The sequence below is a fragment of the Parapedobacter sp. genome (genome assembly GCF_035556095.1).
GTDB lineage: Bacteria > Bacteroidota > Bacteroidia > Sphingobacteriales > Sphingobacteriaceae > Parapedobacter.
This window is the reverse complement of record NZ_DATMFT010000018.1, coordinates 220599-242226: the sequence shown is the minus strand read 5'-3', so window position 1 is coordinate 242226 and position 21628 is coordinate 220599. Positions and strand designations below refer to the sequence as shown.

The following is a 21628-nucleotide window of genomic DNA, read 5'->3' as shown; positions in this document are numbered from 1 at the left end:
TATCGGCATCGCAGGAGATTAGGGTAGAGAGATGCTGAAATTAATCATTGGCACCGAACAGAAAAGATTCAGCTTCATCTTTAAATGCAGCTATATACTTCGAAAAGACCAACATGTTAAAAAATAACGGCACCGATAGGTTCCGATTATTTTTAATTTCGTTATCGAGGTAGTCTGCCAAATCGGACAACGACGCTACTTTTTTGGTCAATTGAAAATCCTCGTGGCTGTTATTCAACCTGACTTCCCGCTGATTGTTTTTCAGATCACTGAAATTCAAGTCAATCCTACTGATCCCGACAAACTCTGGCTTAGCGCCCTTTTCTAACCATCGATAATAACCAAGTACTTTGGTTTGCACGACTTCACTTGTAGACTTACCCCGCCGGGTACTTTCTTCCAGCAATTCCCTTTCCATCGCCTTTCTCATGGTCTTCATGAAATCCATGTCAACCACGTCATCGAAATCGCATGAACCGCTGCCCGTTGGTACAATCAGGCCACTGGACGACTGTGCCTTATGATTCTGAATCCAGAAGACAAGATAGTGGTCTTTGGTAATAGCGATGGTGCTCACACCGATATGGTTATTGAAATTGCTTTCTGATATACGCTCCAGGTAAAAGCCGTTACGTCTTTTCTTCACCGGGTTTTGGGCGGTAAAATCGGCTACGATATTCCCTGCGGCGTCCTCAATATATTTCCCAGCCACGAAGTTGGTCAGCATCGTATCGAAGTAGGTTCCCTTGTGGCATTTAATTGGCTCGCCGGGAACGATATCAGCCGATAGGCAAAATTTCTGTTCGTTGAAATAGTCCTTTTTTAATGCATTACTTTGCCGATAGCTGATTTTGAGGAAAAGACTGAGTTTATCGAAATTCTCGGCGATAAATTCCCTTACCCTTTGTTGTGTGCCTTTGCAGAATTCAAAGGCTAACCCGGTATTATTTTTTTGGGTTAAAAAGTCGTTTATACTTTGAGAATAAACGATTTTGGCCGTCTTAATGTGTTCTCTTGTCCTGTATTTATGGGCAATCAGTTGGTAATCTCCTTCGAGTTGGATTTTGCGGAAGATGATATCTTTTGAACGTATCGTCAAACTATCCAGTTTGTTATCTGTGGTAAGTCCCTTAACCAGCATGTAGGTGTCCCACAGCAACTTGCCGGCGGTAATGACCATTATGCCGATTGATGACTGGAATATCGACGAATGAAAGATGACATCATAGCTTGCGGTGCAGAATAGGATAACGTTGATCAGCGAGATAAGCCGCTTCCATTTGTTATACCTGAGGATATAGGCGTAGTAGCTAAACTTGTTTTTCATCACGTTGGCTATAGAACACGAATCGATGCAGCGTTGAGTACCATTACGTCGGTAAAGCTACTGCCAATCCCCTTCCTCAATCGCCCGGTCTCTAATCTTCATGGCATTGATCAAAGCCTCGCTCTCGTCTTTTGCCAAGGTATAGCAATACAAATCGCCACTGTCCAGTATATAGTCGTTCGCCATGGCCAGTTCAATATCTTGTTCCCTATTTCCCCTATCGATACAGATATCGCCCTCCGCGCCAAATATTATTTTGATCGGCATTCTTTCCGGGTCTGCTTCAAAATAAGGATTCAGCTCCTGTTCAAATATGACGTACTTTCTGTTCGTCTTAAATCGGTTGGTATATTGCAGGGCCTTCTCTTTACTGTCAAATACTGCTCGCGGCGGCGCTTCACTTGAGTCGTCAACGATGTAGATTTTCTGATGTGCCATAAAAATTAGTTGTTTTAAAATACCTGTAAATAATAAACCTTTCAACAAACTTCAATACGGTATTATCGAGTATGTGGCTTGCGTATAGAACAGGCGCTCTTGTGGTTTCTTACGCTTTTTGAGAATTACGATATGCTTGCTCCAACTAATTTCTCGTACCAATGGTACGAGATTTATATCTGACTGATACTCATTGTAAAATTGAGCCATTAACCATAGATTTCCTATAGAGAAACCGCCCACGCCAGGGAATTCTTTCTGGAGTTCTTTGGATAGCTTAGGCACAATACTTTTGCCCCAACCCTCTTTTTGTTTTTCAGAAATGTCCTTTCCGATATCCCAATACAGACTAATCAATTCCGTATTGACCACTTTCAGTGCGTCATACTGAGCCTTACGTATCCGTTCTTTAATTTCTGCGATGAACTGATTTTCCTGCTTGACTAACTCCATGGTTAATTTTTCCTCCCATAATACCCTTCAAACAAACTGCCCGGTTCTTTACCGATTGCCTTTTCAATCAGTAGGAGTTCATATGCTTCGGGCGAGCCAGTTCTAAAATAGATTAGTTTTATACGGCTCAACGGTATTCCCGTTTTCGCTGCAACTTCTTCGGGAGTGTTTACACTTTTTTGTTCGAATTGTGCCATAAAGTTGCCAAACTCGTTCCTCTTTGGTAGGGTGTATTCGCCTAGTGTCAAATCTAAGTCTGGGTAAATGATCGATGCAGCGTTGACAGCCGTATCACTAAAGCCGGTATATAGCTTGTAAAACTTTTTGGAAGTTAACCCCTCCCTGTCGTCGTTTTTTAGCTTGCTTAGCTCGCTCTGAGAAATAATTTTCTTTTTTAGGAATTCTTGCTCCGTCCACCCTAATTGGCCCAACTTGCGTTCGATGTACGTATACGCTTCGTGCTTGGGGGCGATAACCTCATTATTTTGGTCTCTTTTTAACATCAAAAAAAGCAATTATTCTTTTTGTTTAAATTTTATTATTTGGAATAAAGTCCTTATATTTGCTCAATGCGATTGAAGCATAGGCCATATTGGCTTTGAAATATTAATGAGTCTCGAAACTCGATTGAAGACCAAGTTCGAGGCGGTAAGTTGAAAGTCCTTTCCTTTCAAAATGCTTACATTTGCATTTTGGAGCAGGGAAAGGGCCTTGCCGTATCACTTCTGTCTTGGTCTTCAAATTGAGTGCAGGAGTGTTAGCAAGGTACCTACCCTGCTTTTTCATACCACATCTGGCGACTCGTTAACATAACCAAGAGATTATGAAAGCGAGAACCAAAAACCCACGAACCACGTTCCTCCGCAACCCCGTTGCCGGAAGCACTCGCCTGCAGACTGCGTTGCGGCTGTGCGGGGCTACATTCAATGCACTTACAAAGAACGTCATATGTGCCCCTGAATAGGGGCAGCCGAAAGATTTATCGGGCAAAAACAGGTGCAGGTATAAACCCACGCCAGCAAAGCGGCACAAGAAAAGCCGCTGGCAACTGCCCGGTATCACCGACCCTGCGCCATAAGAAAACTGCGTCGTTTGCTTAGGTGGGGAGCGGTTGTCTGCCTTCGGTCTATAAATTTTCACCCTAAAGGTAGGTGCTTAGCCCTAAATTCGCAAATTTTAGCTGGTTTTTCTTATCGGCGTTGGCGGTCGGCTTTTAGAAAGTTATTTCTTAAACCGTTAAAAACCAGCGACGAAATGAAGCAAAAATTACGCGTAGGGGAGAGGCATGCCCTATCCAAACATAAACGAAAACAAACTACAATACGATATTTCAGCCTTTTGGCTGTACTGACGAGCATGTGTTTGTATGCCGTGAAGCAGGTCTCCGCCCAAGCGGCGGAGCCTGTGGCTACGGCAGTTGCAGACATCAAGCCGTTGCAAATAGGCGATACCATTCCCGAATGGTTATGGCACCATCCCATGCAAGTGGTGAACCATCCAGCGCATAAAAGCACCATAACATTAAGCGAATACCAAAATAGAAAATTAGTCATCCTTGATTTCTGGTCTACATGGTGCAGCAGTTGCATTGTATCAATAAATAAACTTCAATCTGCCGTTGGAGATTTTCCGGGCTCATTTGCGCTGCTTCCCATTACAAAGCAGGGAAAGGATGTGGTCATTCCATTCGCTAAAAAAAGAAACTGGTCATTTGCCCTTCCAGTTGCGGACACGCTACTGCATAACATGTTTCCTCATCGGGGTATCCCGCATCTCGTTTGGTTAAAAAATAACCGGGTGATAGCCGTAACGAATTCAACATACGGAACAGCGGCTAATATCAAGCGGTTATTGGATGGTGAAGTACCGGAAGCAGTACTTTACATGAACAGGCCTGTGAAAGCCGTGGATGTCTCCAAAGGGTTGGCAGATCAGGCAGGCCACAACCACTCCGAACATATGGAGATTTTTGGATATCTGCCCCAGTTTGAAAAAACCTCCAGGGTCATGGCCAAAGAAAAAAAGGTATATATGGTAAATCTTTCCCCGAAAGAGTTGATTGCGAAAGCATATACGGGAATAATTCCACCCGGCGATAGCGATAAACTTATCTTTTCAGAACTACCGGATTCCACAGACGCTCGCTTGCACCCGGACCCTGAAATGACGGCTTATCAAAGGGACCAGTGGAAAGAAAAATATAGTATCAGTTATCACCTCTGTCTGCCAAATGCAACTTCACGGGCTGATTTATTCGACCGCATGAGAGACGACCTGAACCGATATTTCGAAACCAATGGGGGATTTTATGCTTCCATCGGCAGCAAAGAAATCACCACGTGGGTACTAAGCGGCACACCACAGGCCCATGCGATAGCGAAAGGTGGGCCCGATTCGACTTCCATCACCAACTCGCATTACGTGATCAGGAACCAATCCCTCGATCAGTTCCTTTATCATTTAAAAACAGCCAATGCGTCGTCCATACCATTTAAAAACAACAGTAAATACGACGGCAATGTAAACATCACCTTAAACACCCCATTGAAAGATTTGCCCGCCGTCCAGCGGGAACTTAAACCATACGGTCTTGTTTTGACCAGGAAATCCATAAAAACGCCTGTCATAATCGTTAAACCAACTACAAAAAAATGAGATACCCAATTCTATTCCTGTTTGTGCTTTTTTCCTATCGCCCGGCTGTTGCGCAGCTCGTTGTAAGCGGCAAGGTAGTTTCCGATCCTGGCAATGAACCTCTCGTAGGTGTGTCCGTTACCCTGAAAGGGCAACCGTCAGGAACGCTCTCGGACGTTGCGGGGACTTTCCATATCACGGTACCAAGCGATAATAGCATCCTTGTATTTTCTTTAGTAGGTTTCAAATCGAAGGAGGTCCGCGTGTCTTCAGATCACTTGCTGGTATCTTTAGCGGATTCGGTTACCACGCTGGACGAAGTAATCGTATCTACCGGTTACTATGAACTGCCCGAGGAAAGGGCAACCGGTTCTTTTACGTTTATTGATCAGGAGCTGCTTAACCGCAACCCCGCCCCGGATATCATCAGCCGATTGGAGGGCATTACCAACGGTCTGCATTTTGACAGAAGGCTGGCTGGTGCAGGTACAGCTTATGAGGATGATTTCAGTTCCCTCAGGGTAAGAGGTATCAGTACCATTCATGGAAACGAGGCCCCTTTGGTTGTGGTCGACAATTTCCCTTACGAAGGGGATATCAACAATATCAATCCTGAGGATATCAGGTCCGTAACCGTATTGAAGGATGCCGCCGCTGCGAGTATCTGGGGAGCCAGGGCTGGAAACGGTGTGATCGTACTGACTACAAAACGGGGAGCATTCAACCAACCGGTCCGGGTTTCATTCAATAGCAACGTGATAACCGGTAGTCCACCCGATTTGTATCAGAATCGTAACTATATACCCACCAAACCATTCATCGAGTTTGAACGCGAAATGTTCAACCGTGGACTTTACGGCCGGGATGCGTGGACACCGCTGACCCCCGTAGTAGATCTGCTGACCATGGCAGAAGAAGGTGCAATCAGTAATGAGGAGGTTAATTACCAGATTGGTCTACTCATGGAAAAAGATATCCGGCATGAAGCAAGTCGCCACCTTTACCAACGGCAACTCAACCAGCAATATTCCATACAGGCAACAGGCGGAAGTAACTCGCTGATGTACTTTCTGTCGGCCGGATATAATCAAAACAGGGCATCGATTGTTGGAAACGGGCAAAACCGGATCACACTGAATGCCAACAGCACATTCAAACCCCTACAGGGCTTGTCCATTTCCCTCGACCTCGGCTTTTTACAACGAAGCAGCAACCATAACGGTACCGGATTGAATAATGTCATCGGACGCTATCCTTACGCGTCCTTATGGAATGAGGATGGAACGGTTGCCACGGTTGCACGCGATTACCGCCCATCCTTCGCAGCTGACGCCGTTTCCAACGGGCTGCTGGATTGGAATTATTATCCCATGCAGGACATAGCGCTTGCCAACAATACCGCATCCGCTATTGAAAACCGGATACGTGCGGCTGCAGCCTATCAGTTGGCCCCCGGCTTGTCAATGGAAGCTAAATACCAGTATATCGGTAATAAAGGAGAAAGCCACAATCTTTACGATCCGCAGACATATTATGTGCGGGATTTAGTGAACCGGTTTACACAAGCCAATGGTCAGCAGGTCTTCCCGTATGGCAGCATACTGGATGAGGGCATCAACAGACTGGCAGCCCACTCCTTCAGGGCGCAAGCTAATTATAAAACCGAGTTTTCGGGACGGCATGCCGTCACGGCGCTCGCGGGCGCTGAAGTGAGGCAGGAAAAAACTTCCGGAGAAAGTTTCAGAATCATCGGATACAATGACGATGTACTTACTTATCAATCTGTGTTTGATTATCTGACGCGCTATGTCACGCAGCCCCGCGGCACGAGTGTGCGTTTACCTGCTCCGGCATTCAGTTTAAGTGATCTCACAGACCGCTATTTATCATATTTCAGCAATGCTTCGTATTCATTGGACAACAAGTATACACTGTCCGGAAGCATTCGTTGGGATGCCTCAAATCTATTCGGAGTGAAGATCAACCAAAAGGGAGTACCGCTGTGGTCGCTCGGCGGAAGCTGGGTGATTTCAAACGAGGCATTTTACAACACGCCTGCCATTCCATACCTGAAGGTACGCCTTACCTATGGATATAATGGCAATGTAAACAAATCGGTATCTGCATATACAACCGTCAAATATAGCAATGATACGGATACCGGCTTGCCGAGAGCTGAAATACAAACCCCGGGGAACCCGCAACTACGCTGGGAAAAGATCGGGGTTTGGAATTTTGGTGTCGATTTCAAGGCGGTAAACAACCGTTTGACGGGCAGCCTGGAATACTACCGTAAGCAGGCCTTGGATCTGCTGGGAAGCAACATCGTTTTTGATCCCACAACGGGCTATAGCCAGAGTGGATTATATTTGAATTACGCTGATATGCTTACCCGTGGCGTCGATATCACGCTTACGTCACATAACCTCACCGGCGCATTCAGGTGGCAGTCAGATTGGTTGTTTAACCATACGTCCAATATCATCACCAAGTATTTTGCCGACGAAGATCTCAACGCATTCAGGTACACAAATTCCTTTGGAACACCACCCAGGGAAGGCCTGTCAGTCGATGCGATTCTGAGTGCTCCATGGTATGGTTTGGATACCGAAACCGGAGACCCGCTGGTGATGAATAACGGGATGCTGGATAAAGACTATACGGCATTTGCAAACGGACTACGTTTTGAGGATCTGGTTGATCATGGTGTAAGCGTACCTCAGTACACGGCTGCCTTCCGCAATACGTTTGGTTGGAAAAATATGAGCGTGGGGATAAATATTACCTATAAAGGCGGATATTATTTCAGGCGGAGCTCTATCCAGTATGACAATCTATTTAGTGTAGGGGCAGGCCATATTGATTACCTGAAGCGTTGGCAGCAGCCCGGAGATGAGTTAAAAACACAGGTCCCGTCTCTTCCGGCATCAACCGTAGCAAATCGGGATGTGGTATACAGCAATTCAGCATTGCTGGTAGAGAAGGGCGACCACATTCGATTGCAGGATATCCACCTCAATTATCAGTTTGGACCGAATGTATCCTTACTTGGCCTTAAACGATTACAGCTAGCCGTATATATGACAAATTTAGGCATCCTATGGCGATCAAATAATCAGCATCTGGACCCCGATTACCCAAATGCGACGCTGTTGCCGACGCCCAGCGCAGCTTTCAGTTTGCGGGCGGAATTATAATAACCTTTAATGTTTTTCAGCTATGAATCATAACATAACTTCAAGAAGTATTTGGACAATAATAACCGTAGTCTTCGTGTTAACCTCGTGCGGGGAAGAATGGCTGGAAGTCCGTTCCGATAAAAAGCGTGTGGTGCTTCAACGCGTAAGCGATGTCCAAGCTTTGCTTGATAACTCCTCCACGATGAACGAGGCGGTAAACCCTTCATTGGGAGAAGTGAGTTCAGATCTCTACGTTATTACAGATACCCGTTATAATGCGTTAACCAATATGGAACAACGCAATGCCTATACTTGGGAAGTAGATATCTATGAAGGGGCCTCCTCCAGTAATTGGAGCAGGCCTTATCGGCAAATATTATATGCAAACTTAGCTTTGGAGGCATTAGAAACCGTGGAAGACAAAAACCGCTATCCGGATGCAGTCAACAATACAGCAGGAAGTGCACTGTTCTTTCGATCATGGGCATTTTATCAATTAGCCCAACTATTTTGTGTGCCTTTTAACGCGGAAACTGCGCGAAGTGATTTAGGTATTCCGGTCAGGTTGGATTCGGACATCAACGTGCGTTCTGTCCGGTCTTCTGTATATGACACGTACATGCAAATCAACAATGATCTTGTAAAAGCGATACCCTTGTTGCCGGAAAAGCCGCAGGTTCCAACCAGGCCTTCCAAGGCAGCCGCCTACGCATTGATGGCAAAGCTCCAACTTGAGATGGCAGACTATTCCAAAGCAGCAGCATATGCAGATTCCTGCTTGCTATTGCACGGTGCATTGATCGACTACAATACCATCGATTTGGAGAAAGCATATCCTTTTTCATTATTTAATGACGAAGTGATCTTCCATACAACAATGGTTTCTTCCGCGATGTTTAGCCGGGCATCCAACTACATGATTGATCCTGACCTGTTTAATGCTTACGATGACAACGACCTTCGTAAAGCCGCATTTTTTAAAGCAAATGGCGACGCTTGGACATTTAAAGGGAATTATACCGGAAATACCCGATATTTTTCGGGTATTGCAAGCGATGAGGTGTATTTGATAAGTGCTGAAGCCTATACGAGGAGCAGAGACTTGGAAACCGCCCGTGACCGGTTGACAACATTATTAGCCCATAGATATAGCGGGCATTCTTACGGGATACCTCCGATAAGTGATGAGGTTGGATTGATGAAGTTCATTATTAATGAACGGAAAAAGGAGCTGCTGTTCAGGGGAATCAGGTGGGCTGACTTGCGGAGGTTTAATAAAGAAAAGGAATTTGAAACGACATTATATCGCATGGTGGATGGAAGGTCTTATGAGTTACCGCCCAATGATAAGCGATATGTGCTACCTATTCCAGACGAGGTAGTTCTGCTGACGGGTATAGCTCAGAATATACGATAACACGTATTCCTATATTTACAAAATCATTGCAGCTTTTTACGCTGCAATGATTTCTTAATTATGACATTAATATTATTCCTCCTCTTGGTATCGAACGCCTGCGGTTTCCTCCCCATCGTCGTCCTCAAGGTCCGTCAAGGAAATATTGTTGACAGGGGGGGCAGTTAAGGGGCTTGCTGAAGCAAAGGCTACAGCACAAATTGGGAGTTCATCTTCGGGAGAAAGGCAAAGCTCATCATCTAAATCCCCGGGGTCAATCGGACTAGCGTTGATAGCGCCATCGGTGTGGTCAACTTTAAACCAATACAAGTCCATTCGAAGTGATTTTTCTGATAATGCAGAAAGGCCGATTCTGTCAAAAGTATTGTACTCCGTTTTCTTCCTAACCGTTTCTTTGTCTATATTCTCCACTGGTCCTGCCAAAGTGTTTGCCGCAACAAGCTCTGCCACTTCCGTTTTATCGTTCGAAACTTGAACTTTCTCCTGAGCCACGCCTACCTGCACAGCCATAAAGAATACTGCAACTGACAGTATTCCTGTGATTATGTTTTTTATCTTTTCCATAATCGTAAAAAGCATTTATTATACGGAAATGCTTACCGTTTTATAAGTTAAAAAATTGGATTTAATCTATTAATCGGCTGACCGGGCCGCCGTCTCCCAAACACCGGAATGGAAGCAAAGGTGGTGGTATGCCACCAACCGGAATGCGTTTATCCACGGCCCTGCGCCGGAACAAAGCGAACCGACGGTTACCGGTGGATATGTGGTAGATCGGCCGACTGGCCGGTCTGCTTAATGTTTCCCGCTGCTGCTCCGCGTTGCTGGAACAGTCAGACTTTATGGCTACATAACCGATAGCCTGGATAATAAGTGGTATTTTAGGGGCTGCTGAATTCATAGTAACATCCATTTATAGCAGCAAAAATACGCCAAACCCGCCCCTGCTGTTGGCAGATATCCGGCATGGGTAGTGGTAAATATTTGGCATGGGAGCGATTTGCTGTCGATTTTTGGTGGAATGATATGCAGAGCGGTTGATTAACTATTGTTTTTTACCTATCTTTGAGTAATTGTGATATGACAGTGGATATGGCACAAAATCAATTGTTAGAAAAAGTACGGAAAATACCGCCCGCTTATCAACAGGAGGTTGAGGATTTTATAGATTTTATCCTAACGAAGAAGCGTGTGCCTAGTGAGCAGAGGAAAATGCCTAGGAAAATTGGGCTCCTCAAAGGGAAGCTACAGATGGCGGATGATTTTGATGCCCCGTTAGACGACTTTAAAGATTATATGTAAGCATGGGGCAATACCTTTTGGATACACACACACTCCTATGGCTCCATGATGATAGTCCTCGACTTTCCAAATCCGCTCAATCCATTATTCTCGAATCGTCGAATGATCTCCAAGTAAGCATGGCTTCGTTTTGGGAAATTACCATTAAAAAAGCCCTTGGAAAATTAGTATTAGCCTATTCCTTAAGTGAGTTGTACGAAGCTTGTGTTGTAGGTAATATTACGGTGGTCCCTATTCAACTTTCCAACTTGATTCAGCTAGAAGGCCTTGACTTCCATCATAAGGATCCATTCGACAGGCTCATCGCGGCCACGGCAATCGATATGGGCATGCCCATAATTTCTGTTGACCCAAATATTGATAAGTATCCCGTTAAGGTGATTTGGTGATTTATTCGCGCTCCTTACCTTCTTTTCATTTCACTCGGCGCCGCCCCGAAATATTTCCGGAAAAGCTTATTGAATGCCTGCACATCTGAAAACCCCAGTTGGTAGGCCACCGCGGATACACCCAATCCGTCTTCGCTGAGCAGCCTGTAGGCGGTGTCCATCCGCTGCCGCATCAGGTAAGCTTGCAAAGACTGCCCACAATGCCTTTTGTGCATGCGGCTAAGGTGACCGGCCGTAACCCCGAAATGGTCAGCGATTTCGGCCACGGTAAGGGGCTTTCCGCCAAGCAGCAAGCTGTCTGCAATGTGGTTGCGGGCCGATAGGGCCAGCTCCAGCGTAGTCGAAACGGGCTTCCCGGCTACATCATATTCGTCGTAGAGCTGGCGCGTCAAATGGGTAATCCGCGCAATGGACCAATAGATGCTGGCGTCCATCAGCAACCCTTCCTGCATGGATAAGCTGGCCAGCGTAAGCAGGTGGCCGCGGATGGCCGCGTTGATGGGCACCGCAACCGGCTGCCGGAGGTAAGCCAACGCACCGCGGGCATACCGGCGGGTCCATCCCCAATCCAATACGAAGGCAAAAAGCAGGTGCCGCCCGGGCCGTACTCCCACCAAATGGCTGCCTGGGCCAGAAAGCACACGGAGATGTTCATCGGCAGTAAGCTGCAGCGCCACACCGCCATCATGGTCGTAGATGGCGAACGCCCCTGATAGCGGGTAAAGCCAGCGTAGGTCGCGCCTAAGGCACTCCACCCCGAACCGCAGCGGCTGCTTGGTGAATACTTCAATGAGGTAAACGTAGGCATGGCGGGCATCGTACGTCTGCATGCTTATCCACCAATCGTCGCCGCGCCAGCTCCGCTTTTGCGAATAAGGCACGTGGTAGCTGGTACCGGCAGGAAGTCGGGCAGCGACGGTTGCCCGCGGATAGTATTCGGGTATGTGAATGCGCAAAGAAGGTAACATGTGTTTGCGGTTTGTAACTTGGTTGCGAAGCGGATACGAAATACGGCGGATCACGGCGGCTTTTCGGCCGACGTACCGGCTGTATTGGTGGACGACGTGTGGCATGCCGGCGGTTCGACCATGCTGGTTGCCGCTACGCCGGTATCCCTCCGGGCCTGCTCGGACGGTTCCGGCGGCAGACAAGTTGAATCTTTCAAATACGGAAAATAAAATGCGGTAAGGTTGAGCAAGATCATCAATCCGGAAAATGCGTAAAGACCCAAGCAAAGGGCAATGCCAACATGCATCGCTACCGTAGCACCCAATACCCAGGGCCGCGCGGGCCGCCACCAAACCAATACGGCATACAAAAGCTCCAATGCGACCACACCCCAGCCGAGGACAGTCCACAGCCAAGGTGCCGGCAACAGTGCCACGCCCTGAATAATCGGCTCGCCGATGGGCTGCTGTATGGCTTTCCATAATGCTTCTCCGTTGTGCCAGGTGGCACCGATGGCTTTGTTGAGCCCGCCGAAAAAATACACGAAACAGAGATGTACTTGCAACAACCTTAGGATATACATGCCCCATCGCACATGGTAAACGGCACAATAAAAAAGCGCGGATAGCGCCAGGAAATCAAACCCATAGTTGTAAATGGGTACGGCCATGAAAAAGATGCGGTGCAGGAGCAGGAGTGCCACCGCGGCCAACCGGACCCGCCACCCGGCGATGAGCGCCACGCAAGCACCGAGGTAACTGCCAGCAAAGGCGTATACGGTCAGGCTGGCCGGCAACCCGAGGTGGCGCCCGGCTAGCAGGGAGAAGTCGTATATCGATAGGCCCCCGCCGCGCGGGTGCACGCGCAACAATTCGGCATCAAACAGGCCGGAAGCGCTGAAAAGTTGCGGTGCGTACGGCAGCAGTGGAACAAATGCCGCAAAGAGTACCGCGCCCAGCATGCGGTGATACCAGCCGTACCACGCGCCGGGTAAGCCGCGATCCACCTTATCGCTCCGTCGGTATGGAAGTAGCAATCGGCTCATCAATCAGTAGTGTCGCGTAGGCGGAACGTGTGGTGTGTAGCCGGGGCAATCCCACCACGTAGGTACGCCACCTGATGGCATGCGCTGCGTGCGCATCGGCCATACCGACGGCCGCTTGGCGGGCCAGTACCCGCGTATAGCGGATATCGAGCGTATCCGTTTCGTATAGCCGTAGCTTTTCGGGCAGCAGATGCCGCAGCGAACTGGTAAACGCGCGGTAGCGCACGGCTCCCGCCCCCCGTGCCCATCCGGGGCGCGTCAGCGTATCGCATTTTCCAGTAGCGCCGGAGCGGGCAACTACTTCGATCACGTAGGGACTGGCTACCTGCGGCGCGTAGAACCCGTAGCCGGTCGCAATGCCCGTGAAGCGCGCATAGGCGGCGATGGGTGGCGCATGGCCCATGTACCGCAAGCGGTCGAAAAAGCGGCTCGACGTAGTGGTCTCAGCCGCGGTGACTACCATCACGGACTGCCGGAACCCCACCACGTTGTACAGCACCACCATTCCGATATGAAAAATACCGACCACCCAACCAAACCGCTTCCACCAAACCATACTACCTGCGCTCGTGGCTCGCTAATACCGCAAGTAGGGCTTCGCGGCGTTCCTGTTCAGCAGTAGCGGTAAGGTAACCTCCGGCACGCAGGGGCAAAAAGAATTTCGTATCCAGACAGGGGAACCCGTCGCTATCCATTGCTCCCTCCATTCCCGTGAAGACGGGGCCGTAATTGGCGGATGTATGCGCTGGCCTCATCCATCCGGATACGGCTCCCGTCAATAACAAAACAGCCAATGCCGCCGTAAATCCATACTTTTTCGTGTTCATGATCTATTGTTTTTGTTAATAATTAGCCTAAACTAAACCATTAACTAAGGCGCATTTTTTTTATGTGATGAACTCCATGGAACGGGGGACGGGCTGGTCTTTTTTTTGGATGTTTATTCCATTTGCTTTAACTTGGTCTGCTCGAAACTATAAAACCAACAAAAAATGGGGTATTATGATCAGAGCAATTGCCATTGAAGACGACCCTTTGGCCTTAACTCAACTGGAAGACCGCTTGCGTGCCGTACCGGATATCGAGTTGGTGGCCTCATTCTCAAAAACAGCCGATGCACTGAAATTCCTGCGCGAAAACGGTGATGTAGATTTGATTTTCTGCGACATCGAATTGCCGGAAGTAAGCGGCTTGGAAGCGGCCAGATGGCTGAAGAAACACTGTACCCACCTGGTATTCGTAACCGGCCACAGCAATTACGCTTTGGACGCGTTCGGCGCATTTGTACCCTACTTCATCGTGAAACCGATTACGGCGGCCGACCTGCAGGACCTGATGGAAGAGCTCTTGGGGGCAGATCCGGAACAACACCCCATCCGGCTGAAATTCGGCAAACTGCTTTTCTACGATGGCGGTACGAAAACATATACGCCCGCCTTGCCCCACGAGGTGGTTAAACTGATCCAGGAAGGAAATTACCTGAATGTGCATATCCGAGGCCGCGATGCGCCGGTAGTGATCCGTTACACGGCAACGGAGGCGGCTTCGTTGATGGAACCGTTCGGCCTGTTTCTCCAGGTAAACCGGGGTGCCATCGTCAACCTCGATGACGTCACGCAATTCGAGCCCGACTTGGTGCATGTCGGCTCCAAGTCTTATAGCGTAGGCATCACGTACAAAGAAGCCTACCAGCAATTCGTGAAAAGGTACCAAGTGGGCAAGGGCAACGGCATTCCTTAAGGCAGCATGAGCACGCTTACAGACCGGATACCCTTTCTGGGTTACCAGTTGATCGGCTGGCTGTTGTGGGGCGCAGTGCTTTGGGCGTATATGCACAAAGCGGTAGCTCCCCATGCATTTAACGGGGTGGGCGACTGGGCCATCATGATGGGTATCCACATCGCGACGGCCAATCTGACGGCCTTTTTAGTGGGGCCGCGCGTTACCGCCCATTGCCAGAACCACCGGTACATACGCGCCATACTGACGGGAATGCTGTTTCTAGCCGGCATTATGGTATTTGCCATTGGGCTGAGCATTGCGGTGCAGGCAATGACATTTAGCATTGGCGAACACGCTCCGCCGGAACCTGAGGTGGTCAATACTTGGCAAACGCTGCTCGTATTGTTTGTCGGCGTCATATTGGGGAGCCTATACTACGCGGCATTGTGGTTGCGCCAAGCCACCCGGCTGGATAAGATACAATACGAAGCCCTTGAACGGGAGCTCCAAAGTGCCATTGACGAGCAAACGCTCGAACGCCTAAACGGCCAACTGGTGCCGCACCTGATCAATAACCTGATGGACACCCTCAATTACACCGTGAAGTGGCGGCCGCACAAGGTGCCATTCATGGTGTATGCAATTACTGAATTTACCAAGGCCTATGGCCGCTTCGGCAGGCACAGCCTTATTCCACTTGCCGACGAGCTGGCCCTGCTTGAGTTGTATATCGACGTTATCCGCATCCGTCTTGGATACGCACCCCACATAAAGATCGATGCCGCAACGACAAATGGCCGGGTGCGCTGCATCCCCATGCTGCTAGTCTTATTGGCCGAAAACATGAAAAAATATGCCGTATTGAATGACAGTGGCCAACCGGCGGTAATCTCCGTCCGGGTGAATGGGAGGCGCCTCACGGTACACAGGTCCAATAAAAAAAGCCATGCCCGGGCCGTATATAGTACGCATACCGGCCTCCAAAACCTATCAGAGCGACTCAGGCTCCTTTGGGGCGAAGATGCCTGCATGAAGGTATCGGGACTTGCCGAGACTTCGGAAATCTTTTCGGTGGACATTTGTTGCCATACCGAGCTTTTCGCTTAATTTAGCATTCGGACGACGTTTTGGTTTTATCTGCCGGCCACCTTCCGAGCGGTGGCTACGGCTGCCTTGTGGCCTGCCGGAAGCGCCCGGCAACAAGCACATGTTACTTATGAACCGCATCGTAGACCTTATTTCAGCCTTGCTGAATACCATTATAGACATTCTGAAGAAGATACTTGAACAACTCATCCGCATGGAACAAGGGGGTAACAGCGGGGTTGCCGCCTTGCAGGAACCCGGCCCGCAGCGGCCCGACCCCGACCGATTATACAGTGCAAAATATGCCGCAGATCGCATCGGTGTGGGTGAACGTACCATTTACCGGCTCACCCAACGGGGTATGTTGCCGGTGGATTCCTACGCCTTAGGCATGCGCCAGTTCCGCCATAGTGATATCGAGCGGTGCAGGCGGTATTACCGCGGGGAGTAGGGTTCGGACCGGTTTCGGACAAGCTTCGGACCGGCTTCGGACCTCCATGCTGAAAACGTATGGATTTGATTTGTACTGAGACTGGACTTGGATTGGCGGCGCCAGTAGCTGTCCAAACCAAGGCCAGTCCTGGTTTAATCGCTTCACCCTAGCCGACCCGAAGGCAATCCGAAGCCAACCCCGCCAATACCCCAAGGCCGGTCTACAGCGCCCCTGAATCCTGACAGCATTGTGCCAAGATACTGTCCGAGTCGCTCGAAATCCTGTCAATATACTGACTATCAGCTATTTAATGTTGTATATTCCCAAAGGCATACCTACGTTTGTGTCGTTGGCGTTAGGCTGTCGGCAGACAGGACGCCCACATGAGTAGAAGTTAAATCTAAAAAATTAATAACATGGCAAAATTTCTCAACGGTGCAATTGGCACCTTTTCAGGAAAAGTAGGAAGCATCATCGGTAGCAGCTGGCGCGATATCCACTACATGCGGGGCCTATCGAAAAAGCGCACCAAGCCTTTCTCCGAGGCGCAGCTGGCGCAACAACAGCGATTTAAGTTGATGGGGAAGTTTCTGCTTCCGCTGAAGGGACTATTTGAAATCGGCTACGCCAAGGTCTATATGGGCCAGTCTACGCTGTTCAATCAGGCAATGGCGAACAACCTTCCGGCAGTAACGGGCGACTACCCGGATTTCACCATTGATTACAGCAGGGTGGAATTCAGTAAAGGCAGCTTGTTGCCCCCTCGGGGCATTACGGTAGCGGCCGGTGAACATGAGGTAACGGTAAGCTGGCGCCCTTCCATTACCACATTCGAGGGCAAGGCAGACGATGATGTCTACATCCTGCTGTACGATACCGAGCTGCGGCTTTTCTACACCACCGATGAGGTCGTGCAGCGGTCGGTGGGCCAGGCCGTCATCGCGGTCGATGACGATACGGTGGGCCACTCGGCTGAAGTGTGGCTGTTCTGTGTGAGCCGCGACAGCTCGCAGATCTCCAATACGGTGTATGGCGGATCGGTGGTACTGGCGTAAAAATCCAATTTATTTTATCAATAACGGACTGGGGCGCTTGCCCCAGTTCTTTAACTAAAAATGAACAATGGCAAGATTAGCAAATTTATTGGCTTTTTCGGGCGCCTTGGGGGATATTGTGGGTTGCAATGGCCCCACGGGATTCTATATCCGCAGCCGGCCGCAACGCTCAGAAAAGGCTCCGTCGCCCAAGCAGCGCGACGCAAGAAGCAGGTTGGCAGCCGTGATGCGGTTTCTCAAACCCCTTAAGGAAATCATCTATATGGGGTTTGCCCATGCACATCCCTCGCGCTCCCGCACCACAGCGATGAATGCGGCAGCTTCCCACATGCTTAATTACGCGGTGGAAGGTTCGTATCCGGATATAACCATCAATCCGGCAGCGGTAAGGCTGAGCCGCGGCACGTTGGCACCGTTGCCCAATGCTGCATATGAACAGGTTGGATCAGCAGTTACCCTTACGTGGCATCCCATGCTACCGCGGTTCAGTGGTAATGCGGACGACCTGGTTATGGCGGTATGCTACAACCTGCAAGAGCGGTCGGTCCTTGTCGTCGAGGCCATACGCAACGATGGTTTTGCTACGCTCGACCTCGTTGAACTGCCGCTTAATAGCACCTCGTTGATTTATGTACTGGTGGCCGACAGGGATAAAAAGCAGTTCTCGAACAGCCAGTTCTTGGGAAAGGTGGAGCGATGAACAACATGCGTATCATCCGCGTGGCGGAGGGGAAGCACAGTACCCTGAGCCACTTCTACATCGGTGATCTCTTTCGTTGTTACCTGCTGGAAGACCGTGTGCGTGAGGAGAAGGTCGCGGGGCAGACCTGCATCCCTCCTGGGGAATATGGCCTTTCGCTCAACTACTGGGCAGGGATGAACATTAAGTATGCCAAGCAGTACCCGGTGCTGCACGAGGGCATGGTAGAGATTACCGAAATCCCCAACTTCCAGCTGGTGTTCTTCCATACGGGTAACACGCATACGGATACGCGTGGCTGCCCACTCACGGGGTCGTACTGGTCCCTGTTGGATGGCGACTACCAGGTGCTGGGATCGCGGGCGGCGTACGAGTTTGTGTATCCGCTTTTGGTGAGTGAGATAAGGAAAGGAAATGATCGATTGGTGATTGAAGGTGCGTTTTAGCTGTTGCAACGCGACTGGGAGAGGGTGTTTTAGCTGTTGCAACGCGACTGGGTGCAAGCACCCTAGGCCGCTTGTGCGACAGCTAAAACATTGGGGAATAAAGGAATGGGTGTAGGGTGTTTTTGACTGACGCAACGCGTCTGGATGCAAGCATCCTAGGCCGCTTGTGCGATAGTCAAAAACACGAAAGGAGAGATATAGGAAAGGCAAAGAGCAAAAAAGCAAAACATGAAAGAAACAACAAAAACAGTCGACCTGCCCGAAGCTGGGCAGACGACACTTTACGACAGGATCAAGGAAACGCTGGCGGTGGCCAGCCAGTTAATTATCGCCTCACCGGTGAAGTTACCGCCCAAGGTGGTGGTCGTGGCGCGGTACCTCGCCCTGGCACTGGGTGTGCTGGAGGCGGTGGAAAATGGCGTGCGAATGAAAGAAGGAGAGGCTGATGAAAACGACTAACACCCAGCTGGGTATCGGCACGGGCGGCGGTGCACTGCTCAGCGTGTTGGCCCAACTCGGTATGCACGACATGGTCAGAACCGCCGTGTTGGCCGCTATCGGTGCAGCGGTAAGCTTCGCTGTAACGTGGGCTTTGCAGCGATGTTTCCGAAAACAATAGCCCGCTCAGCGATGAAGCCCATTAAACCTTAACCTCAGCCCCCGCCCTGCCCGGTGGGGGCTTCTTTCAAAGATGCGCTAGCGCCTGAAACACTCCCTGGGAAAAGTTACACAGGAACCGTTACAATAATAAACTACCGCTGTTTCTTCTTTTGGCCGAGATCAGCGCGGACTTTCTGGTTTTGGCAGAATTCGTAACTTGCGCGCGTTTAGTTTTTTACAAGACCATCTTATGGAAGAGATAACCATTACGCCAGGCGGCATCGCCGAAGATCACCGCGGCCGTATCCGGTTTGTCAATGATTTTGATATGACGGCGGTGAAGCGATTTTATATCATCGAGAATAAGGACACCGAAACCATTCGTGGGTGGCGGGCACATCGGATCGAACAACGTTGGTTCTATGTGTTGGATGGTGCGTTTTCCATGAAAACGGTGAAGATTGACGATTGGAGCAAACCTTCCAGGGAATTATCGGTGGATGAAACGATTATGCGCAGTGAGGAACAGCAGGTTGTACACGTACCGGTCGGTTACGGGACGGCTTTCAAAGCACTGGAACCGGGGAGTAGGCTACTGGTGTTCGCCGACTATGGCATCGAGCACGCGAAAGACGATGATTATACATATCCAGCAGATTACTTTGTAAGGGGGGAGTTTTGAGACGGCACCGATTAAAATAAAAGTGGAATATTTTTTGCTTCTTTGTAGGCACATTGTCGACTATGCATATCAGACATTTACTTTGTAGCCTGTGCCTCTTTGCATTCCCGGTGAGTTTTTCATGGGCGCAGACACTGCCCGTGGGTAGCCCCCTGATAGAAGACTACTACCGGAGAATGCAGCTGCTGGGTAAGGTAGATTCAACCATCTCGTTCAGCGTGCGGCCGCTTACGGCCGATGCGTTGGGGAAAACCAACATATATGACCCCGACGGGGTATTGGGCGACAAAAGCTACCTGCACCGGTTCCCTGACGATGCGGGCTTCGTTCAGCTGATGCCCGCAGGATTAGATTACAACCTCAACGGCAGCTATCCCTATGGATGGAACGATGGTTCGTTGGTACCGACGCGTGGCGGCCAAGCACGCTTTTATGGGGGCATAGTAGCCAAGTATCGTTTCCTCACCCTGCAATTCCGCCCCGAGATTGTGTTCGCATCCAACGCGAAGTATGAAGGGCTGGGCAAAACGCCGGGCTACGGTTGGGCCTGGTACCATAGTATCGGCAACGTGATTGACATGCCGGAGTATTTCGGTGAGGGGGGCTATAGCCGTGCCCTACTGGGGCAGTCGAGCTTGAAAGCGACCTTTGGTGCGGTAAGTTTCGGCGTCTCTACCGAAAACCTCTATTGGGGACCAGGCCGTTACAATGCCTTGCTGATGAGTAACAACGCGCAGGGGTTTCCGCACGTTACCGTACATACCAGCAAGCCGGTGCAAACCGCTATCGGCTCGTTTGAGGGGCAACTCGTAGGCGGTAGCCTTAAGGCGTCGGGCTTCCCGCCGTCCATATCGGGCGAAAGCCAGCACCACGAGATGTACTACGTGGAGAAGCCCGACGTAAACCGTTATTTTACGGGGTTTGTGGCCAGCTACCAACCCAAATGGGTAAAGGGGCTCTCCGTGGGCATCATCCGCTCGTTTGTGGTGAATAGAGACCATATGAAGGGCGTGAGCGACTTCCTGCCCTTCTTTAAATCGAATGTGAAAGAAGCGACCTACCTCGACATGGGTGGGGTGGAACGTACCAGCAGTGAGGTGCGCGACCGTTACGGGTCGGCATTCTTCCGCTGGGTAATGCCGGCAGGCAAGCTGGAAGTGTATGGCGAATACGGGCGCAACAGCAAGGCCGAGAATGGGCGCGACTGGATGGTACAGCCTACCTACTCACGCGGCTACGTGCTGGGTTTCCGCAAGTTGGTACCGCTTGGCTTTTGGCCCGGCGACTACCTGGAGCTGGGCGCCGAAGCAACCGAACTCTCCATGAATAGCACGTACTTTGCCAAAGGGATCCGCTGGGAGTATCCCACGTGGTATACACACCCCGTGGTACGCGATGGCTATACCCACCGCGGCCAAGTGCTGGGGGCGGGTATTGGCCCGGGAAGTAATGTGCAGACCGCCAGCATCGGTTGGGTACGCGGAATAAAGCGCGTTGAGTTCTCGCTGGAACGGTATATGCATAACGAAGACTTCTTTTACATGTTTGTGGCGGATATCCGAAATTCATGGGTAGACTTCGGGTGGTCGCTCCAGGGCGAGTGGGATTTTGACGGGCTGCTGGCCTATGCGAAGATACAGCGCGTGCACAGCTACAACTACCGCCACGAGTTTTTTATGCCCGAAGGGAACACGTTCTGGAATTTTGAACCGCAAGACAAGATTAATTTTCTCATGCGATTGGGCGTCGCCTATCGGTTTTAAGCAAGCACC

General features: G+C 49.8%; 26 protein-coding genes. 16 read left to right on the top strand and 10 right to left on the bottom strand.

Translation table 11 applies throughout. The annotated features are described in order from the left end of the window. Positions 1 to 40: 40 nt before the first annotated feature. Genes VNQ80_RS09445 through VNQ80_RS09430 form a run of 4 tightly spaced genes read right to left on the bottom strand, consistent with a single transcriptional unit; the run spans position 41 to position 2721 of the window. Positions 41 to 1327 (bottom strand): hypothetical protein, encoded by a 1287-nt coding sequence (locus VNQ80_RS09445; protein WP_325637828.1) that lies wholly within the window; start codon positions 1325 to 1327, stop codon positions 41 to 43. Positions 1328 to 1384: 57 nt separating this feature from the next. After that, positions 1385 to 1765: a hypothetical protein gene (locus VNQ80_RS09440; RefSeq protein WP_325637826.1), complete on the bottom strand. Its 381-nt coding sequence runs from the start codon at positions 1763 to 1765 to the stop codon at positions 1385 to 1387. Between the two features lie 51 nt (positions 1766 to 1816). Then, complete coding sequence (locus VNQ80_RS09435) at positions 1817 to 2218, bottom strand: DUF1016 N-terminal domain-containing protein (protein ID WP_325637824.1); 402 nt, start codon at positions 2216 to 2218, stop codon at positions 1817 to 1819. 2 nt (positions 2219 to 2220) lie between these two features. Further along, on the bottom strand, positions 2221 to 2721 hold the full coding sequence (locus tag VNQ80_RS09430; protein ID WP_325637822.1) for a hypothetical protein: 501 nt from the start codon (positions 2719 to 2721) through the stop codon (positions 2221 to 2223). A gap of 320 nt (positions 2722 to 3041) precedes the next feature. On the opposite strand from VNQ80_RS09430, the gene VNQ80_RS09425 reads away from it, so the two are divergent. From VNQ80_RS09425 to VNQ80_RS09410, 4 genes are all read left to right on the top strand, one after another. Next, positions 3042 to 3182 carry a hypothetical protein gene (locus VNQ80_RS09425; protein WP_325637820.1) on the top strand — a complete coding sequence of 47 codons (141 nt, stop codon included), beginning with the start codon at positions 3042 to 3044 and terminating at the stop codon, positions 3180 to 3182. A 290-nt stretch (positions 3183 to 3472) separates the two neighbouring features. After that, positions 3473 to 4873 (top strand): TlpA family protein disulfide reductase, encoded by a 1401-nt coding sequence (locus VNQ80_RS09420; protein WP_325637816.1) that lies wholly within the window; start codon positions 3473 to 3475, stop codon positions 4871 to 4873. Beyond that, positions 4870 to 8049, top strand: coding sequence for a SusC/RagA family TonB-linked outer membrane protein (locus VNQ80_RS09415; RefSeq protein ID WP_325637814.1), 3180 nt, complete (start codon positions 4870 to 4872; stop codon positions 8047 to 8049). Before VNQ80_RS09420 ends, VNQ80_RS09415 begins: the two co-directional genes overlap by 4 nt. 22 nt (positions 8050 to 8071) lie before the next feature. Then, positions 8072 to 9448: a RagB/SusD family nutrient uptake outer membrane protein gene (locus tag VNQ80_RS09410; protein WP_325637812.1), complete on the top strand. Its 1377-nt coding sequence runs from the start codon at positions 8072 to 8074 to the stop codon at positions 9446 to 9448. 72 nt (positions 9449 to 9520) lie between these two features. Here the strand turns inward: VNQ80_RS09410 and VNQ80_RS09405 are convergent, their stop codons facing one another. Together VNQ80_RS09405 and VNQ80_RS09400 are read right to left on the bottom strand one after the other, a co-directional pair. Then, a complete protein-coding gene (locus VNQ80_RS09405) occupies positions 9521 to 10012 on the bottom strand; it encodes a hypothetical protein (protein WP_325637810.1) in 492 nt (163 codons plus the stop codon). A 61-nt stretch (positions 10013 to 10073) separates the two neighbouring features. Further along, positions 10074 to 10349, bottom strand: a complete 276-nt coding sequence (locus tag VNQ80_RS09400; RefSeq protein WP_325637808.1) for a hypothetical protein — start codon at positions 10347 to 10349, stop codon at positions 10074 to 10076. A gap of 191 nt (positions 10350 to 10540) precedes the next feature. Here VNQ80_RS09400 and VNQ80_RS09395 point away from each other — a divergent pair, with 191 nt between their 5' ends. Then, the gene (locus VNQ80_RS09395; protein WP_325637806.1) at positions 10541 to 10750 is read left to right on the top strand and encodes a type II toxin-antitoxin system VapB family antitoxin; all 210 of its coding nucleotides are present in this window, start codon (positions 10541 to 10543) and stop codon (positions 10748 to 10750) included. Between the two features lie 2 nt (positions 10751 to 10752). Then, positions 10753 to 11139 (top strand): type II toxin-antitoxin system VapC family toxin, encoded by a 387-nt coding sequence (locus VNQ80_RS09390; protein ID WP_325637804.1) that lies wholly within the window; start codon positions 10753 to 10755, stop codon positions 11137 to 11139. Positions 11140 to 11153: 14 nt separating this feature from the next. Here the strand turns inward: VNQ80_RS09390 and VNQ80_RS09385 are convergent, their stop codons facing one another. The 4 genes from VNQ80_RS09385 to VNQ80_RS09370 are packed head-to-tail and all read right to left on the bottom strand — an operon-like array spanning position 11154 to position 13959. Next, a complete protein-coding gene (locus tag VNQ80_RS09385) occupies positions 11154 to 12107 on the bottom strand; it encodes a helix-turn-helix transcriptional regulator (protein ID WP_325637802.1) in 954 nt (317 codons plus the stop codon). Positions 12108 to 12157: 50 nt separating this feature from the next. Further along, the gene (locus tag VNQ80_RS09380; protein ID WP_325637800.1) at positions 12158 to 13132 is read right to left on the bottom strand and encodes a hypothetical protein; all 975 of its coding nucleotides are present in this window, start codon (positions 13130 to 13132) and stop codon (positions 12158 to 12160) included. After that, positions 13095 to 13688 carry a hypothetical protein gene (locus VNQ80_RS09375; RefSeq protein WP_325637798.1) on the bottom strand — a complete coding sequence of 198 codons (594 nt, stop codon included), beginning with the start codon at positions 13686 to 13688 and terminating at the stop codon, positions 13095 to 13097. Before VNQ80_RS09375 ends, VNQ80_RS09380 begins: the two co-directional genes overlap by 38 nt. Before the next feature lies 1 nt (position 13689). Then, positions 13690 to 13959: a hypothetical protein gene (locus VNQ80_RS09370; protein WP_325637796.1), complete on the bottom strand. Its 270-nt coding sequence runs from the start codon at positions 13957 to 13959 to the stop codon at positions 13690 to 13692. A gap of 175 nt (positions 13960 to 14134) precedes the next feature. On the opposite strand from VNQ80_RS09370, the gene VNQ80_RS09365 reads away from it, so the two are divergent. The 10 genes from VNQ80_RS09365 to VNQ80_RS09320 all read left to right on the top strand — a co-directional run bounded on the left by VNQ80_RS09365 (position 14135) and on the right by VNQ80_RS09320 (position 21619). Beyond that, positions 14135 to 14872, top strand: a complete 738-nt coding sequence (locus VNQ80_RS09365) for a LytTR family DNA-binding domain-containing protein (protein ID WP_325637794.1) — start codon at positions 14135 to 14137, stop codon at positions 14870 to 14872. A 6-nt stretch (positions 14873 to 14878) separates the two neighbouring features. Beyond that, a complete protein-coding gene (locus VNQ80_RS09360; protein WP_325637792.1) occupies positions 14879 to 15961 on the top strand; it encodes a histidine kinase in 1083 nt (360 codons plus the stop codon). 109 nt (positions 15962 to 16070) lie between these two features. Further along, complete coding sequence (locus tag VNQ80_RS09355) at positions 16071 to 16391, top strand: hypothetical protein (RefSeq protein ID WP_325637790.1); 321 nt, start codon at positions 16071 to 16073, stop codon at positions 16389 to 16391. A gap of 398 nt (positions 16392 to 16789) precedes the next feature. Next, complete coding sequence (locus VNQ80_RS09350) at positions 16790 to 17428, top strand: DUF6266 family protein (RefSeq protein WP_325637788.1); 639 nt, start codon at positions 16790 to 16792, stop codon at positions 17426 to 17428. 67 nt (positions 17429 to 17495) lie between these two features. Next, positions 17496 to 18128 (top strand): DUF6266 family protein, encoded by a 633-nt coding sequence (locus VNQ80_RS09345; RefSeq protein ID WP_325637786.1) that lies wholly within the window; start codon positions 17496 to 17498, stop codon positions 18126 to 18128. After that, positions 18125 to 18574: a DUF5675 family protein gene (locus VNQ80_RS09340; protein ID WP_325637784.1), complete on the top strand. Its 450-nt coding sequence runs from the start codon at positions 18125 to 18127 to the stop codon at positions 18572 to 18574. The genes VNQ80_RS09345 and VNQ80_RS09340 overlap by 4 nt, the downstream gene beginning before the upstream one ends. 228 nt (positions 18575 to 18802) lie before the next feature. After that, the gene (locus tag VNQ80_RS09335) at positions 18803 to 19033 is read left to right on the top strand and encodes a hypothetical protein (protein WP_325637782.1); all 231 of its coding nucleotides are present in this window, start codon (positions 18803 to 18805) and stop codon (positions 19031 to 19033) included. Further along, positions 19020 to 19193 carry a hypothetical protein gene (locus tag VNQ80_RS09330; RefSeq protein WP_325637780.1) on the top strand — a complete coding sequence of 58 codons (174 nt, stop codon included), beginning with the start codon at positions 19020 to 19022 and terminating at the stop codon, positions 19191 to 19193. The genes VNQ80_RS09335 and VNQ80_RS09330 overlap by 14 nt, the downstream gene beginning before the upstream one ends. Positions 19194 to 19424: 231 nt before the next feature. Beyond that, entirely contained in the window at positions 19425 to 19856 is a 432-nt protein-coding gene (locus VNQ80_RS09325; RefSeq protein WP_325637778.1) for a WxcM-like domain-containing protein, read from the top strand. 62 nt (positions 19857 to 19918) lie between these two features. Then, on the top strand, positions 19919 to 21619 hold the full coding sequence (locus VNQ80_RS09320; protein ID WP_325637776.1) for a capsule assembly Wzi family protein: 1701 nt from the start codon (positions 19919 to 19921) through the stop codon (positions 21617 to 21619). Positions 21620 to 21628: the final 9 nt, after the last annotated feature.